This window comes from uncultured Streptococcus sp. (genome assembly GCF_963521255.1).
Taxonomy (GTDB): Bacteria; Bacillota; Bacilli; order Lactobacillales; family Streptococcaceae; genus Streptococcus.
Genome location: NZ_CAUQTU010000003.1, coordinates 154,304 through 168,990 on the forward strand (window position 1 = coordinate 154,304; position 14,687 = coordinate 168,990).

The window sequence follows — 14,687 nt, forward strand, 5'->3', positions numbered from 1 at the left end:
CTTATTTCTCTAATTCTAATAAAACACTAAGGGCTGATAAGGCGTAAAGTGGTGCTGTTTCTGCTCGCAAAATGCGAGGGCCAAGTCCTGCCAAAACAGCTCCTTTGGCTTCAAAACTTTCAATTTCCGCAGGTGACAGACCGCCTTCTGGTCCAAATATAAAGAGCAATTTGGCTCCTTTTTCAAGACCATAGACCGCTTGTAAGAGCGCAGTGGCTTCTCCCTCTTTTGCTGATTCTTCATAGGCCACTATGATAGAGTCAAACTGGTCAAACTGAGCTAGAAAGTCTGCTTTCTTTTCAAAAAGCTGGATACTTGGGATACGATTTCGCTTGCTTTGTTCTGCTGCTCCAAGAGCGATTTTTTCTAGTTTTTCAACCTTTTTACCCAATTTCTTGCCATCCCATTTGGCGACCGACCAATCAGCAGGGAAGGCCCAAATCTGGCTGGCACCCAGTTCGGTTACTTTTTGAGTGATAAACTCCAGCTTGTCCCCCTTGGGAAAGCCGGATGCAATGGTCACTTGGACTGGCAGTTCCACATTGTCAGCCAATTCTTGGACCAACTCAAACTGACGGGCTTCCACATCCAGCACGCGCGCCAAACGCTTGATACCATCATCAAAGACTAAGGTCACCTCATCATCTTCTTTCAAGCGCATAACTTGAAACATATGCTTGCTGGTCTCCTTGTCCTCAATGGTGACAGGGGAGATAGCACTGCCTTTGACAAAATACTGTTGCATGCTAGCCTCCAATCACACCAGAAATATCCTTGGTTTTCTTAAAGACACAGGCATTCCATTCCCCTTGAACCATGTGAGTTTCAAGGAAAAATCCAGCTGACTCAGCCGACTCGCGCACCATGTCCCACTTGTCCTTAATAATTCCACTCATGATGAGGTAGCCTTCATCCTTGACCAAGCGATAAGCATCATCCGTCAGATGAATGAGGATATCCGCCAAGATATTAGCTACAATCACATCTGCCTCAATCTCAACTCCCTTAAGCAAGTCTCCTGCTGCTACATGGATATTTTCCATGCCAGAGTTTAGCTCAATATTTTCCTGAGCAACCCGAACTGCCACATCATCTAGGTCGTAGGCAAAAATTTCTTTGGCACCCAGAAGCGAGCTAGCAATAGAAAGAACTCCTGAACCAGTCCCCACATCTAGCACTGTTTCTCCACCACGAAGGACCTGCTCCAAGGCAAAAAGGCTCATTTTGGTCGTTGGATGGGTCCCAGTACCAAAAGCCATTCCTGGATCCAGCTTGATAATCTTTTCTCCCGCAGTCGCCTCATAGTCTGTCCAGGACGGCACGATGGTCAAGTCATGAGTAATGCGAGCAGGTTCATAATATTTCTTCCAGTTGTCTGCCCAGTCTTCCTCAGCCAAGGCAGTCGTCCCCATCTTGACCTCACCCAAATCCATAAAATCTGTCAATTCTGCTAGGCGAGCCTGCAAGTCTGCCTCAACCACTGCCACATCAACCGTATCAGGATAGTAGGCTGTCACTACGATTTCTTCTTGCTGCTCAACCTCTGGGAAAATTTCACCGAAGCGGTCAACATTTCCCACATAGTCCATGCTGTCTTCAATCGCAACACCTTGGGCACCTAACTCAATCAAGAGATTGGAAACCAACTCCTCCCCCTCACGCTTCACTGTAACTTTTAACTCTTGCCATGTTTCCATTATTAAGATACCAAGCCCGTAAAACACAAAGCCAAAATAGGAAACTCTCTGAAGACGTTTGTATCTAAGAGAAGTTTATCTTTTTGGTACCGTGTTTAGGGCGGGTTCAGTTTAGAAATTTAACTGAACCATCCTTTCTAATCACTTACTTTTAAATAATCCCTCAATCTCCCCTGGAGCTGAGGCACAGCTTGTTTAGACTTCAAAAACTCCTCAATAGGCATCAGTTTATAGGCCTGACCTTCATCTCCAAAGGTAATATTGTCAAATTGTTCTTGTCTTAGCTGACCAACCATAAAGACCGATTGCTTATCTTTAAAGATTACGCTAGGATAAATCTTGCTCCAAAGCAGACAGTCTTCATCTAAATGAATTCCCAGTTCCTCATAAACTTCACGCGCTGCGCACTCGAAAGGACTTTCGTTTCCTTCACGACCACCACCTGGCAACTCCCACATGTTGGGACAAGGAATATCGTCCTTGTCATCACGTAAGATAGTCAAGACCTTATCCCCACAAATCAAGGCAATCTTAGATCCTGTAAAATCAGAAATTTCTATTTCCATATTAGACTCCTTCGGCTAATTCCTTTTCCAGCTTGGCTAACCAGTTTTCATAATATCTTTTCTCATCCCGTAACATACGGCTACTATTCATTTTCTGTCTAGCAATCTTCATAGCCTTGTGAGTTTGAACTACATCTTTCCTTACCTTAAATTGATACCAAGCTTGAATGACCTGCATATCTGCTGTTTTTATAGATAAAAAGGATTTGACCCCTCGAATACTTGCATATTCTTCCGCTTTCTTATTATCTCCTTCCATCAGAGCAACTTGAAGAAGGTATAATTGAGAACTAGTTTTAGACATTGGATTATCTGTTTTCTCTAGCACAGACTGAAACTGTTGCTTTGCAAGCTCTATATTATCATCCAATATGAATACCAACCCCTGAAGAGTCTGAACACTTTCTGCAAAACTCCCTCTCACATCCTCATCAACAGATATGATAAAGTCTTTTAAATCATATTCTTGAGGAGCTAGCAAGGTCTGGGCAGAATGCCTCAACATCAGGTAGGCGTATTTGGTATTTTCAGGGTATTGTAGCAATTCCCAGATTTTTGCTCCATCGGTGATGCCGACTGGCAAAATGTTGTTTAGGAAGAAAGACAAATTAAGAAAAATCCAAGTGCCTGCAAAATACCAGTTTGTTGTCAAAAAACCAAAAAGTGTTGCCAATAATATCAAGCAAAGATGAACTATCAAGCCTCCTGAAAGCATCAAGATGATTCTTTGATCACTTTCATTCTCTTTTAAACCAATATACTGAGCACCAACATTTTTTATAACTGCTGTTCGACTAAGATGAAGCCTTCCTGACTTTTTGGTTAAAAGAAAGTTCCCTAATCCAAAAGCCACCAGACGATAGCCTGTCAGATAACCACAAAATGCATGACCAAGCTCATGAAGAATAAAGATTACATACATGCTTAGAAGAGCGAAGGCATAACCAAAAGTAAAGACTAAAACTGCGGAATACCCCAACTCTGCAAATGCGATTGTTCCACAAGCAAAAGCCAGCATAATAAAGACAACAGCTAGCACATAAACCAAATAAATCCCAATTTTCTTCATAAAATCTTCAACCAACTCCTAATATCTCGGATAAGGATAAAACTCTCCTTCTTCCAAGCCAACTTTTCCTTCTTCAAAGACTTCTTGGTTCCATTCCATGACGAATTCTTCTGCTTCTGGGTCTTCCAAAAAGTCCATAAGAGCATCTAGCCCAACCTCGGCAGTATCTTTAAGGAAAAGGGAAAAATAAACTAAAAACTCGCGAGAAAACCCTTTTTTAGGCAGGTAAGGGATGACAGTCAGATAATCTTCTTCATTGACTGTTGACTTGGCAGGATTGTAAAAAAGCACTGCTTCTTCAAAGAGAATGTCGTCTGATGAAACCTCTCCGTCTTCATCTACCATCTCCACACCTGCAGCATTTTGCGCTTCCAATAGAAAACTCACTTCAACCGCGTGGTTACGCTTGTCCCAACTAATCTCAAAGTCAAAGGGAAAGTTCTTCTCCAACTCTTCCTCTAAAACATCTAAAAATCCGTATGTTGCCATTTTGTCCTCTTTCTATGCGACTCTTAAATCGCCCCGATTGCTCGGAAATATGCTAAAATAGATACTACCATCTTACCACATATGTATCAGAAAATCCACGTTAGAAAGGACTGCTATGCCAGACAATCTTGCGCTTCGCATGCGCCCTAAAACCATCGACCAGGTCATCGGTCAGGAGCATCTGGTCGGACAAGGAAAAATTATCCGCCGCATGGTGGAAGCCAATCGCCTGTCCTCCATGATTCTCTACGGACCTCCCGGAATCGGCAAAACCAGTATTGCCTCTGCCATCGCAGGGACGACCAAGTATGCCTTTCGAACTTTCAATGCGACAGTAGATAGTAAAAAAAGACTCCAAGAAATCGCGGAAGAGGCTAAATTCTCTGGTGGTCTCGTCCTATTACTAGACGAGATTCATAGACTAGATAAAACCAAGCAAGACTTTCTTCTTCCACTCTTGGAAAGTGGACTGGTCATCATGATTGGAGCAACGACTGAAAATCCTTTCTTTTCTGTCACTCCTGCCATTCGTAGCCGTGTTCAAATTTTTGAGTTGGAACCTCTGTCTAACCAAGACGTCAAAGAGGCTCTTCAGATAGCTCTAAATAACCCTGAACGTGGTTTTGATTTTCTAGTAGAACTAGATGAGGATGCGCTGGATTTCATTGCGACCTCTACAAACGGAGACCTTCGTTCTGCCTTTAACTCACTGGATTTGGCTGTTCTTTCTACCCCTGAGAATGACGAGGGCATCCGCCATATCACTCTAAACATCATGGAAAATAGCCTGCAGCAGAGCTACATCACTATGGATAAGGATGGAGACGGTCACTATGATGTTCTGTCTGCCCTGCAAAAGTCCATCCGTGGCTCGGATGTGGATGCCAGTCTCCACTACGCAGCTCGCTTGATTGAGGCTGGTGATTTGCCAAGTCTCGCTCGTCGCTTGACTGTTATCGCCTATGAAGATATCGGCTTAGCCAATCCTGAAGCCCAGATTCACACCGTGACTGCTCTGGATGCTGCCCAAAGGATTGGTTTCCCAGAAGCCCGCATTCTCATTGCCAATGTTGTGATTGATTTGGCCCTTTCTCCAAAATCCAACTCAGCCTATGTAGCTATGGATAAGGCACTTGCCGACCTCAAAACATCAGGGTACTTGCCTATTCCGCGACACCTGCGTGATGGGCACTACAGTGGAAGCAAGGAACTGGGGAATGCCCAAGACTATCTCTATCCACACAACTATCCTGGAAATTGGGTCAAGCAAGACTATCTGCCAGAAAAAATTCGCAATCATCACTATTTCCAAGCAGAAGATACTGGTAAATATGAACGGGCTTTGGCTCAAAGAAAGGAAGCTATCGACCGTTTGCGAAAAATCTGAAATCCTTTTCAAAAAATTGCACTTTCCTCTTGATTTTTTTTGAAAAAGTGGTATCATATAAACATAGAAACGCTGTGGTGTACGACTTCACACTTAAGTGTTGACCGACTATTTTTTGTATTATTAGGGAAACAAAAGTCTTCTAACAGCATGTAGGCCGTCTCACACGGAAACAGCTTCAGTTAGAGCGAGTTGCCCACCTGCTTAATTGCGCGGGTTCAATACAAACCGTGAAGTTTCGGCACCAATACAGCTTTTTTCTTTGCCTCCTTAGCTCAGCTGGCAGAGCAGCGGACTCTTAATCCGTGGGTCACAGGTTCGATCCCTGTAGGGGGCATCTAAATACAACAGGAAAAGCCTTGAGTAAAGGCTTTTTTCGTATCTGTTCTACTTTTGTTCTACCAATGGATAGTAAATTAAAAATTTTATGAACACACTTTCCATACAAATCTAATCTTATGACATTCTTCAAAAAATTTTTTAAAAATTAAAACAAAAGTCTTGCTTTTCTTTTAATTTATGTTATACTTGTTCTTGTATCTAATACAAGTTTATCAAAAGAGGAGTTCAGATGGATACAAAATTCTCAGTTGCTTTGCATATCTTAACAATGATTAGTGAAAGCAAGGAAACATTAAGTTCTCAAGCACTAGCTATTAGTGTTGGGACTAACGCTAGTTACATTAGAAAGGTGATTGCCTTGTTGAAAAACGCAGATTTGATTCATTCCCAGCAAGGAAAAACAGGCTATCAACTCAGTAAGTCTCCAAAGAAAATGACTTTACTAGAGATCTACTATGCTACTCAAGAAATCAATCACATCAGTTTATTTCCTGTTCATCAAAATAGTAATCCAGATTGTCCCGTTGGAAAACATATCCAAGGAGCAGTTTCACCGCTTTTCGCTAGTGCCGAATCTCAATTAGAGAAGGAATTAGCAAATCAAACTTTAGAAGATGTCATTGACAATCTATATAAACAAGCTAAACAAGTCCAAAACTGATTTGATAACAAGTCAGTTTTTACTGGAAATAACATGAACTTGTATCAAATACAAGTATATTTAGTCGTATTAAAAAAGAAAAGAGAAATCACATGAAAGCCGCACAACATACTACTTATAACAAAAATAATATCACACTGAACATCACAGAAATCGCTAAACCAAGTATCACAGATAAACAAGTCTTGGTGAAAGTATCCGCAGCTGGGGTTAATCCTCTCGATAACATGATCTCTCGTGGTGACGTTAAGATGATTGTTCCTTACAAACTTCCTCAAACTGCGGGGAATGAAGTAGTCGGTATCGTTGAGGCGACAGGTAGACAAGTCAAAAATTTCAAAGTCGGAGACCGAGTTTTTGGACGTCTCCCACTCGACCAAATTGGCGCCTTTGCAGAATACCTAGCTGTCAATAGCCAAGCCTTAGCCAAGGTTCCAGACTATCTATCAGACGAGGAAGCTGGTGCTGTTCCTCTTACTGCCTTGACTATCATGCAAGCTCTTGACCTCATGGGCGCTCAAGCTGGGAAAACGATCTTTATTTCTGGTGGGACTGGTGGTGTCGGTGGAATGGCCATTCCGATTGCCAAGGCCAAAGGTTTGAAGGTCATTACCAACGGTTCTGGAGATAGCGCTGAGCGTGTCTTGAAACTAGGAGCAGATAGATTTATCGATTACAAAACAGAGGATTATACAAAAACTGTTAGTCAGGTGGATTATGTCCTCGATACTCTCGGTGGAGCTGAAACTGAAAAACAAATGTCTATCATGAAAAAAGGTGGTCATCTTGTTTCACTTCGTGCCATGCCAAACGGTGCCTTTGCCAAACGCATGAATCTACCAAAATGGAAACAAATCTTACTTGGACTAGCGGGTCGCAAATTTGATAAGATGGCAGAAAAATATGGCGTCCACTACCATTTTATCTTTGTAGAAAGCAATGGCGCTCAATTACAAGAGGTAGCTGACCTCTTTAGTAAATTAGAAATCAAACCCTCTATCGATACAGTTTACCCATTTGAAGAGGTAAATAGCGCATTAGACAAAGTCGCTAATGGTCGCTCACGTGGAAAAACAGTTCTCAGCTTTAAGAAATAAAAAAGGAAAAAATCATGTCATATATTACAACAAAAAATCAATACATCACAGTCGACGGGAACAAAATCGCTTATCGCGAACTCAGTAAAGGCAAATCAAAACTACCTCTTCTGATGCTGGTCCATTTGGCAGCAACTCTCGATAACTGGGATCCTAAACTCTTAGACCTGATTGCTGAAACGCACCATGTCATTGTAGTCGATCTTCCTGGTGTTGGAGCTAGTCAGGGCAAAGTTGCTCCGACTATTCCTGGAATGGCTAAGCAGACAATTAACTTTGTAAAAGCCCTTGGTTACAAGAAAATCAATCTCCTAGGTCTTTCTATGGGAGGTATGATTGCCCAAGAAATCATCCGAATCAAGCCTGCTCTAGTCAATCGTTTAATCTTGGCTGGAACAGGACCTCGAGGCGGAAAAGAGGTTGATAAGGTCACAGGAAAAACCTTTAACTATATGTTTAAAGCTGGACTCAAGCGCATCAATCCTAAACGCTATATCTTCTATAATCATGATGAACAAGGGAAAATTGAAGCCTTGAAAGTCCTAGGACGAATGAGGATGAGAACAAAGGAATTTGCAGATAAAGACATGAACCTATCAGGATTCCTAACTCAACTTAAAGCTATTAAACGGTGGGGGAAAGATTCTCAAGACGACCTAACATTTATCACTCAATCAACCTTAATCGTCAACGGCGACAAGGATATGCAGGTTCCAACGGAAAATTCTTATGATATGCATGCAAAAATCGAAAATAGTAAGCTCATCATCTATCCAAATGCTGGCCACGGTTCGATTTTCCAATATGCAGACGAATTTTCAACAGAACTAATAGCTTTCTTGGAGGACTAAGATGGTCAAAACGGTTCTGATTACAGGTGCTACTGACGGTATCGGTAAACATTTGGCAAAGAAATTGGCCAGTGAAGGCCATCATGTCATCCTTCATGGTCGAAATCCTCAAAAACTTGAGCTGGCGCTTCAAGAGGTTCGGGCAGTTTCCTTGAGAGGCAGAGTTTCTAGCTACTTGGCAGATTTTTCAAAATTAGATGATGTTTATCGATTTCTGGAGGAAATCAAGCGAAACTTTCAAAGTATCGATGTCTTATTTAACAATGCAGGCATATATGCTGGAAAAGAACGAAAAGCGAGTACTGAAAATGTCGAGTTGACTTTTATGTTATCCGTTCTGGTTCCCTATATTTTAACAACTGAGCTAAGTCCCTTGTTAGAAAAAGCGTCTGACGGCCGTGTCATTGATACTTCTTCCTATATGCATCATTTTGCCAAGGTCAAGGATTTAGACTTTGGATTTGAGAACAACTATAATCCCGGATTGGCCTATAATAATTCCAAACTTTACACTATTTGGATGACACGCTATCTAGACAGAGACTTCTTTTTAAGTGGTTCAAGCATCACCGTCAATTCTTACCATCCTGGCTTAATTTCAACCAACTTAGGGAGTGATTCCAGTTATGAAAAGACGAAAAAGTCTCTCTTTGGACGTTTGATAAAATAATTTTCCAAAGATCTAGACGAGGGAATTGAAACAGGCTACTATCTTACATTTTCAGAAGAAATCACTGGTTTGACTGGCTACTATTTTGATGATAAGAAAATAAAATCTGTATCTGAAAAAGGCTATACTTTTGAGAAAGCTCAAGATTTAATCAATTACTGTAATGATAAAATTGAGTTATTTAAACAGAAATATGTTGAGTTTGATTAAAAATTTAATACAAGAGGAAGACTGGACAGAAACTCAATTTCAGGAGAAAACGAAGTAAATCTCCCCACAATGAAACGCATAATATCAAGGTCTTCAAAACTGGATACTATGCGTTTTTTCTGATTTCAAAGACTTTTTCTAACCTCTTTTTTTGCTTCCTATCTCCCCTTCTTCATAATATATTTTCTTACAGGTGCTTCAACCATTTGAACGATTTCAAATCCTTCTTTTTGGTAAAGATTCTGAGCTCTTTGATTTGCCTCGAAGACATTTAGAGAAATACTATCTATGTCTCCATTTTTAAAGGCCAAACTAACAAATTTCCTTAAAGCCTGGCCACCTAAGCCTTGCCCCTGTTTCTGGGGATTGATAAAAAATCTCCCGATATGAAGATTCCTACCTTCTAGCCTGATTTTCTGGATAAGCCCGACAAACTCTTGTCCTTCAAAGATTGAAAAGATTCCTTCCAAATCTTGCAAGACTTGAATTGTCAAGGGAAAAGGAATCATTGTTCCCATCCATTGTTCTTGAAAAGATTTGCCAAGAGAGTTGGACCATTTGCATACGAGCTGAGCGTTTTCAGTGCTCACCTTTTCTTCAAAACGAATTATCATCTTGACCTCACCATCTTATCTATGTTTCTCCATTATACTACTTCTCCTATTTTTTACGAATAGATAAGTATGATTGATTTTTATTTTTTTCTTGTCGGGAGCATTCTCGCTTCCTTTCTTGGTTTGGTCATTGACCGTTTTCCAGAGCAATCCATTATCAGTCCAGCTAGTCATTGTGATTCCTGTCAAACTCGCTTGCGTCCCTTAGATTTGATTCCTATTGTATCGCAGGTCTTCAATCGCTTTCGCTGTCGCTACTGCAAGGTTCGCTATCCTGTTTGGTATGCCCTCTTTGAACTAGGCTTGGGGCTCCTCTTTCTGGCCTGGTCTTGGGGAGTGTTTTCCTTGGGGCAAGTCATACTAATCACTGCTGGCTTGACCTTGGGCATCTACGACTTTCGCCATCAGGAATATCCCTTACTAGTCTGGATGACTTTCCACCTACTCCTAATGGCCTGCTCTGGCTGGAATCTAGTCATGGTCTTCCTCCTTGTCCTTGGAATCATGGCTCATTTTATCGATATCCGCATGGGTACAGGGGATTTTCTCTTTTTAGCTTCTTGTGCTCTCGTCTTTAGCGCAACCGAATTACTGATCTTGATTCAGTTTGCTTCTGCGACGGGAATTCTAGCCTTTCTCCTGCAAAAGAAAAAGGAAAGACTTCCTTTTGTTCCTTTCCTCTTACTTGCTGCTTGCGTGATTATTTTTGGTAAGCTACTGCTTGTTTGATAAAGTCCTCAATCGGCTCTCCTTGGTGGAGAGCTTTTACAATTTTCGAACCAACTATAACGCCATCTGACACCGCATTAAAGCGTTCTACATCAGCTTGACTTGATACACCAAATCCTGTCAATACTGGAATGTCAGCCACTTGATGCAATTGCGCCAAGTGCTTGTCCAAGTCTGCACGGTAATTGCCTGATTTCCCTGTCACCCCATTGATGGCAACGGCATAGACGAATCCCTCCGCTCCTTCAATCAACTCTTTTTGGCGCTCAATTCCTGTGGTCAAGCTTACTAAAGGAATCAAAGCAATGTCTGTGTCTGCCAAAAAAGGCTCTACAAAGTTGGCATGCTCATGAGGAAGGTCTGGAATAATCAAGCCCTTAACCGCTGTATCAGCCAAATCTTTGACAAAGTTCTCCACACCGTACTGAAAGAGGGGGTTGAAGTAGGTCATGATGACCAGCGGAACCTCTGTTTGAATAGTTTTCAAGGTTTCAACCAAAGACTGGGTAGAGGTCCCGTGGGCTAAACTGCGCAAGCCAGCTTCTTCTATAACAGGTCCATCTGCAACAGGATCTGAAAAGGGAATGCCCACTTCAATTGCAGAGACACCCAAATCTTCTAAAAAGTGGATTGTTTCAGCTAGACCATCCAAACCTTTCTCATGGTCTCCAGCCATGATATAGGGAACAAAAATTCCTTTTCCAGCTGCTTTTATAGCCTTTAATTTTTCTGTTAGTGTCTTAGGCATGAGCTTCTCCCTTCTTTGCTGCATCTGCTTCCAAGCGGTCTTTGACTTGAACCACATCCTTGTCCCCACGACCTGATAGGCAGACAATCATGGATTTGTCTGGTCCAAGTTCTTTGGCCAATTTCACCGCAAAAGCAATAGCATGGCTAGATTCCAAGGCTGGTATAATCCCTTCCACACGAGACAAGAGTTGGAATCCTTCCAAGGCTTCTTCGTCTGTCACAGGGACATAGCTGGCACGTTTGATATCGTGGTAGTGAGAATGTTCTGGACCGATACCAGGATAGTCCAAACCTGCTGAGATAGAGAAGGCTTCAAGAATTTGACCATGAGCATCTTGGAGCACATCCATGAGAGAACCGTGAAGAACACCAGGACGACCCTTGGTCAAGGTAGCTGCGTGATGCTCCGTATCCACACCAAGTCCTGCTGCTTCAGCCCCATACATAGCTACAGACTCATCTTCTACAAAGGGATGGAAGAGCCCAATAGCATTAGAACCACCACCAACACAGGCTACTAGGGCATCTGGCAGATTTTTACCTGTCAAGTCACGGTACTGTTGTTTAGCCTCTCGACCGATGACACTTTGGAAGTCACGAACGATTTCTGGGAATGGATGAGGCCCCAAGGCAGAACCAAGGATATAGTGGGTATCATCGATATTAGCTACCCATGAACGAAGGGCTGCATTGACCGCATCCTTGAGCACGCGCGAACCGTCTGTTACAGCCTCGACCTTGGCTCCCAAAAGTTCCATACGGAAGACATTGAGGGCTTGGCGTTTAACATCTTCCTCACCCATATAGATGGTACATTCCATGTTAAAGAGGGCCGCAGCTGTTGCAGTTGCTACACCGTGCTGACCAGCACCTGTTTCAGCGATAATTTTCTTTTTACCCATGCGTTTAGCCAGAAGAACTTGTCCCAAGGCATTGTTAATCTTGTGAGCCCCTGTATGGTTGAGGTCTTCACGTTTAAGATAAATCTTGGCTCCGCCGATATGCTGGGTCAAGTTTTTTGCGTAGTAAAGAGGAGTTTCACGCCCCACATACTGGCGCAAGAGTTGGTTTAATTCCTCTTGGAAACTTGGGTCTGCCTGACTTTCACGGTAGGCTTTCTCTAACTCCAAAACTGCTGTCATCAATGTTTCTGGTATAAAACGTCCGCCGAATTTCCCGTAAAATCCATCTTTATTTGGTTCTTGATATGCCATTCTTTGCCCTCTCTATAAATCTTCTAATCTTTTCCTGATCTTTTTGTCCATTTGTCTCCACTCCGCTTGATACATCTACTGCATAGGGAGTAAAGTGTTGAATTGCTTGTGCTACATTATCTTCATTAAGCCCACCTGCGATAAAGAAGGGCTGTGCTATTCCTGTCGTATCCAATTTCCCCCAGTCAAAGGTCTGGCCACTCCCTGCCACAGGGGCATCAAAGAGTAGATAGTCTGCCTGAGAATTGGACACATGACCCTCTCCATCGACTTGAACAGCCTGAATACTGGCACAAGGCAAATCCTCAAACACATCATCCGCTATCTGGCCGTGAACTTGAACCAAGTCCAAGCCAACTTTTTCAATCGCTTCTAGTAGTTCTGCTCGACTTGGTGAAACAAATACACCAACCTTTTTAACGTTCACAGGAATGAGCTTCGCCAGCTCAGCAGACTCTTCCAAGGTCACCTGTCTTTTACTAGGTGCAAAGACAAAACCGATGTAGTCTGCTCCTGCTGAAACGGCTGTTGCCACCGCTTCTTTGGTAGATAGTCCACAAATCTTAACCTTTGTCAATCTGCAACTCCTTGATTCTTTGAGCCACATCCTCTGCCTGCATGAGAGCTGTCCCTACTAAAATTCCGTTAAAGTATGGTGCTACTCGTTCCGCATCCTGCCCTGTGAAAATAGCAGATTCAGAAATGTAATAGCGACCTTCTTCAAAGTGCTGGGCCAAATCTACACTGGTCTGCAAGTCGACTTCAAAGGTGGTCAAATTGCGGTTATTGACCCCAATAATCTCAGCTCCAAGTCTGTGAGCTACCTCTAGTTCAGCTAGATTGTGAGTCTCCACCAAGACTTCCAGACCAAGCTCAGTCGCATAGTCGTACAGTTCCTTGAGGCGTTCTTCTGACAAGGCTGCCACAATGAGCAAGATGACTGTCGCACCTTCATTACGAGCACGGATGATTTGTTTTTCATCGATGATAAAGTCCTTGTTGAGCGTCGGAATTCCTACCTGACTGGAAATCTCTCGCAGATAATCCAAATGTCCTTTAAAGAAAACCTCATCTGTCAAAACCGATATCATCACTGCGCCATTCGCTTCATAAGTCTGGGCCTGTTGCACAATATCCACATCAAGATTGATATCTCCCAGACTAGGGCTAGCTTTCTTGACCTCAGCGATTACCTGTAAACGGTTCTGGTGATTCTTCAAAAATTCAGCCAAGCGATAGGTCTGGCGTAGGGGCTGGATTTCCTCCAGCTCCATCTGCTCAACCTCACGCGCCTTCTGCTCCAAAATTCGTGCTAAAAATTCCTGACTCATTTTTGGTACTCCTGTAACAGTCTGAGTTTTTCAAGAGCCTTGCCACTAGCAATCACTTGACGAGCTAAGGCAACTCCATCCTTGATATTATCTACCTTACCATTAGCATAGAAACCAAGACCAGCATTTAAAACTGTCGTTTCCAAGAATGGACTTGCTTCATTTTTAAGAACGCTGAGCAAAATTTCTGCATTTTCCTGAGCATTCCCTCCACGAATATCTTCGATAGCGTAGCGCTCCATCCCTAAATCCTCTGGAGTAAAGCTTGATAAGGTGATTTCGCCATTTTCAAGAAGTGCAATCTTGGTTGTTCCATTCAAACCAGCTTCATCCAATCCTTCTGGTCCAGCAACCACGATGGCACGTTTGCGACCCATATTTTTCAAAACCTGAGCTGTACTTTCTAGAAGTTCTGGACGACTAATTCCAAGAAGCTGTGTTTCCAAAGCCATTGGGTGAATTAGTGGACCAGTCAAGTTCATAATCGTTGGAATCCCCAATTCCAAACGAGCCGGCATAATGTATTTCATAGCTGGGTGCATATTTTTGGCAAAGAGAAAGACGATTCCAGTTTTATCAAAGACCTTACCTAGTTCAGCTGGTTTGAGATCAAGATTGATGCCCAAGGCTTCGAGAACATCTGCAGAACCAGATTTAGAAGAAATCGAGCGGTTACCGTGTTTGGCCATATGAACACCACCACCAGCCAAGACAAAGGCTGCAGTTGTGGAGATGTTAAAGCTGAAAGACTTGTCCCCACCTGTACCACAGTTGTCCATGGCATCATGAATTTCAGTTGGAATGTGTTGGGCATGCCCTCTCATGACTTGGGCAATGGCTGTGCGTTCTTCAGGTGTTTCCCCCTTCATCTTAAGAGCCAAAAGGAGAGAAGCAATCTGCGCCTCCGTTACACGGCCAGTTACGATACGCTCAATGACGTCCGTCATTTCCACACCTGATAAATTTTCAAATTTTGCTAATTTTTCAATAATCTCTTTCATCCTAGTTTC

Annotated in this window: 16 protein-coding genes, 1 tRNA gene and 1 pseudogene; 7 read left to right on the top strand and 11 right to left on the bottom strand. The window is 42.6% G+C overall.

What is annotated here, in order from left to right:
• Window position 1: 1 nt before the first annotated feature.
• The 5 genes from RWP09_RS03760 to RWP09_RS03780 all read right to left on the bottom strand — a co-directional run bounded on the left by RWP09_RS03760 (window position 2) and on the right by RWP09_RS03780 (window position 3,821).
• Window positions 2-745, bottom strand: coding sequence for a 16S rRNA (uracil(1498)-N(3))-methyltransferase (locus RWP09_RS03760; protein ID WP_314434202.1), 744 nt, complete (start codon window positions 743-745; stop codon window positions 2-4).
• A 1-nt stretch (window position 746) separates the two neighbouring features.
• Window positions 747-1,697 (bottom strand): 50S ribosomal protein L11 methyltransferase, encoded by a 951-nt coding sequence (gene prmA / locus RWP09_RS03765; protein ID WP_314434204.1) that lies wholly within the window; start codon window positions 1,695-1,697, stop codon window positions 747-749.
• A 137-nt stretch (window positions 1,698-1,834) separates the two neighbouring features.
• Window positions 1,835-2,263, bottom strand: coding sequence for an NUDIX hydrolase (locus tag RWP09_RS03770; protein ID WP_314434206.1), 429 nt, complete (start codon window positions 2,261-2,263; stop codon window positions 1,835-1,837).
• A 1-nt stretch (window position 2,264) separates the two neighbouring features.
• Entirely contained in the window at window positions 2,265-3,332 is a 1,068-nt protein-coding gene (locus RWP09_RS03775) for a M50 family metallopeptidase (protein ID WP_314434208.1), read from the bottom strand.
• An 18-nt stretch (window positions 3,333-3,350) separates the two neighbouring features.
• The gene (locus RWP09_RS03780; RefSeq protein WP_314434211.1) at window positions 3,351-3,821 is read right to left on the bottom strand and encodes a DUF3013 family protein; all 471 of its coding nucleotides are present in this window, start codon (window positions 3,819-3,821) and stop codon (window positions 3,351-3,353) included.
• 115 nt (window positions 3,822-3,936) lie between these two features.
• Between RWP09_RS03780 and RWP09_RS03785 the strand changes: the two genes are divergently transcribed.
• The 6 genes and pseudogenes from RWP09_RS03785 (at window position 3,937) to RWP09_RS03810 (ending at window position 9,039) form a co-directional block, all read left to right on the top strand.
• On the top strand, window positions 3,937-5,208 hold the full coding sequence (locus tag RWP09_RS03785) for a replication-associated recombination protein A (protein WP_314434213.1): 1,272 nt from the start codon (window positions 3,937-3,939) through the stop codon (window positions 5,206-5,208).
• 264 nt (window positions 5,209-5,472) lie between these two features.
• Window positions 5,473-5,545, top strand: a tRNA-Lys gene (locus RWP09_RS03790).
• 234 nt (window positions 5,546-5,779) lie between these two features.
• Entirely contained in the window at window positions 5,780-6,211 is a 432-nt protein-coding gene (locus RWP09_RS03795) for an Rrf2 family transcriptional regulator (RefSeq protein WP_218774140.1), read from the top strand.
• Window positions 6,212-6,303: 92 nt separating this feature from the next.
• On the top strand, window positions 6,304-7,308 hold the full coding sequence (locus tag RWP09_RS03800; RefSeq protein WP_314434216.1) for an NADP-dependent oxidoreductase: 1,005 nt from the start codon (window positions 6,304-6,306) through the stop codon (window positions 7,306-7,308).
• A 14-nt stretch (window positions 7,309-7,322) separates the two neighbouring features.
• Window positions 7,323-8,159: an alpha/beta hydrolase gene (locus tag RWP09_RS03805; protein WP_314434218.1), complete on the top strand. Its 837-nt coding sequence runs from the start codon at window positions 7,323-7,325 to the stop codon at window positions 8,157-8,159.
• Window position 8,160: 1 nt separating this feature from the next.
• A pseudogene (locus RWP09_RS03810) lies at window positions 8,161-9,039 on the top strand (SDR family NAD(P)-dependent oxidoreductase).
• Window positions 9,040-9,197: 158 nt separating this feature from the next.
• On the opposite strand, the gene RWP09_RS03815 reads toward RWP09_RS03810, so the two are convergent.
• Entirely contained in the window at window positions 9,198-9,653 is a 456-nt protein-coding gene (locus RWP09_RS03815; RefSeq protein WP_314434221.1) for a GNAT family N-acetyltransferase, read from the bottom strand.
• A 69-nt stretch (window positions 9,654-9,722) separates the two neighbouring features.
• On the opposite strand from RWP09_RS03815, the gene RWP09_RS03820 reads away from it, so the two are divergent.
• Entirely contained in the window at window positions 9,723-10,382 is a 660-nt protein-coding gene (locus tag RWP09_RS03820) for a prepilin peptidase (protein WP_314434223.1), read from the top strand.
• On the opposite strand, the gene trpA is transcribed toward RWP09_RS03820, so the two are convergent.
• The 5 genes from trpA to trpD are packed head-to-tail and all read right to left on the bottom strand — an operon-like array spanning window position 10,354 to window position 14,678.
• Window positions 10,354-11,130 (bottom strand): tryptophan synthase subunit alpha, encoded by a 777-nt coding sequence (gene trpA, locus RWP09_RS03825; protein WP_314434225.1) that lies wholly within the window; start codon window positions 11,128-11,130, stop codon window positions 10,354-10,356. The genes RWP09_RS03820 and trpA overlap by 29 nt on opposite strands.
• Window positions 11,123-12,346, bottom strand: a complete 1,224-nt coding sequence (trpB, locus tag RWP09_RS03830) for a tryptophan synthase subunit beta (RefSeq protein ID WP_314434227.1) — start codon at window positions 12,344-12,346, stop codon at window positions 11,123-11,125. The genes trpA and trpB overlap by 8 nt, the downstream gene beginning before the upstream one ends.
• Window positions 12,324-12,923 (bottom strand): phosphoribosylanthranilate isomerase, encoded by a 600-nt coding sequence (locus RWP09_RS03835; protein ID WP_314434229.1) that lies wholly within the window; start codon window positions 12,921-12,923, stop codon window positions 12,324-12,326. Before RWP09_RS03835 ends, trpB begins: the two co-directional genes overlap by 23 nt.
• Window positions 12,910-13,677, bottom strand: coding sequence for an indole-3-glycerol phosphate synthase TrpC (trpC, locus tag RWP09_RS03840; protein ID WP_314434232.1), 768 nt, complete (start codon window positions 13,675-13,677; stop codon window positions 12,910-12,912). The genes RWP09_RS03835 and trpC overlap by 14 nt, the downstream gene beginning before the upstream one ends.
• Window positions 13,674-14,678: an anthranilate phosphoribosyltransferase gene (trpD, locus tag RWP09_RS03845; RefSeq protein WP_314434234.1), complete on the bottom strand. Its 1,005-nt coding sequence runs from the start codon at window positions 14,676-14,678 to the stop codon at window positions 13,674-13,676. The genes trpC and trpD overlap by 4 nt, the downstream gene beginning before the upstream one ends.
• Between the last annotated feature and the right edge of the window lie 9 nt (window positions 14,679-14,687).

Bases quoted from the DNA above. Each gene is read 5' to 3' on its own strand.
- RWP09_RS03780 (WP_314434211.1), bottom strand. From the start codon at position 3,821: ATGGCAACATACGGATTTTTAGATGTTTTAGAGGAAGAGTTGGAGAAG.
- trpC (WP_314434232.1), bottom strand. From the start codon at position 13,677: ATGAGTCAGGAATTTTTAGCACGAATTTTGGAGCAGAAGGCGCGTGAG.
- RWP09_RS03760 (WP_314434202.1), bottom strand. From the start codon at position 745: ATGCAACAGTATTTTGTCAAAGGCAGTGCTATCTCCCCTGTCACCATT.
- trpD (WP_314434234.1), bottom strand. From the start codon at position 14,678: ATGAAAGAGATTATTGAAAAATTAGCAAAATTTGAAAATTTATCAGGT.
- RWP09_RS03775 (WP_314434208.1), bottom strand. From the start codon at position 3,332: ATGAAGAAAATTGGGATTTATTTGGTTTATGTGCTAGCTGTTGTCTTT.
- prmA (WP_314434204.1), bottom strand. From the start codon at position 1,697: ATGGAAACATGGCAAGAGTTAAAAGTTACAGTGAAGCGTGAGGGGGAG.
- trpA (WP_314434225.1), bottom strand. From the start codon at position 11,130: ATGCCTAAGACACTAACAGAAAAATTAAAGGCTATAAAAGCAGCTGGA.
- RWP09_RS03815 (WP_314434221.1), bottom strand. From the start codon at position 9,653: ATGATAATTCGTTTTGAAGAAAAGGTGAGCACTGAAAACGCTCAGCTC.
- trpB (WP_314434227.1), bottom strand. From the start codon at position 12,346: ATGGCATATCAAGAACCAAATAAAGATGGATTTTACGGGAAATTCGGC.
- RWP09_RS03795 (WP_218774140.1), top strand. From the start codon at position 5,780: ATGGATACAAAATTCTCAGTTGCTTTGCATATCTTAACAATGATTAGT.
- RWP09_RS03820 (WP_314434223.1), top strand. From the start codon at position 9,723: ATGATTGATTTTTATTTTTTTCTTGTCGGGAGCATTCTCGCTTCCTTT.
- RWP09_RS03800 (WP_314434216.1), top strand. From the start codon at position 6,304: ATGAAAGCCGCACAACATACTACTTATAACAAAAATAATATCACACTG.
- RWP09_RS03770 (WP_314434206.1), bottom strand. From the start codon at position 2,263: ATGGAAATAGAAATTTCTGATTTTACAGGATCTAAGATTGCCTTGATT.
- RWP09_RS03805 (WP_314434218.1), top strand. From the start codon at position 7,323: ATGTCATATATTACAACAAAAAATCAATACATCACAGTCGACGGGAAC.
- RWP09_RS03785 (WP_314434213.1), top strand. From the start codon at position 3,937: ATGCCAGACAATCTTGCGCTTCGCATGCGCCCTAAAACCATCGACCAG.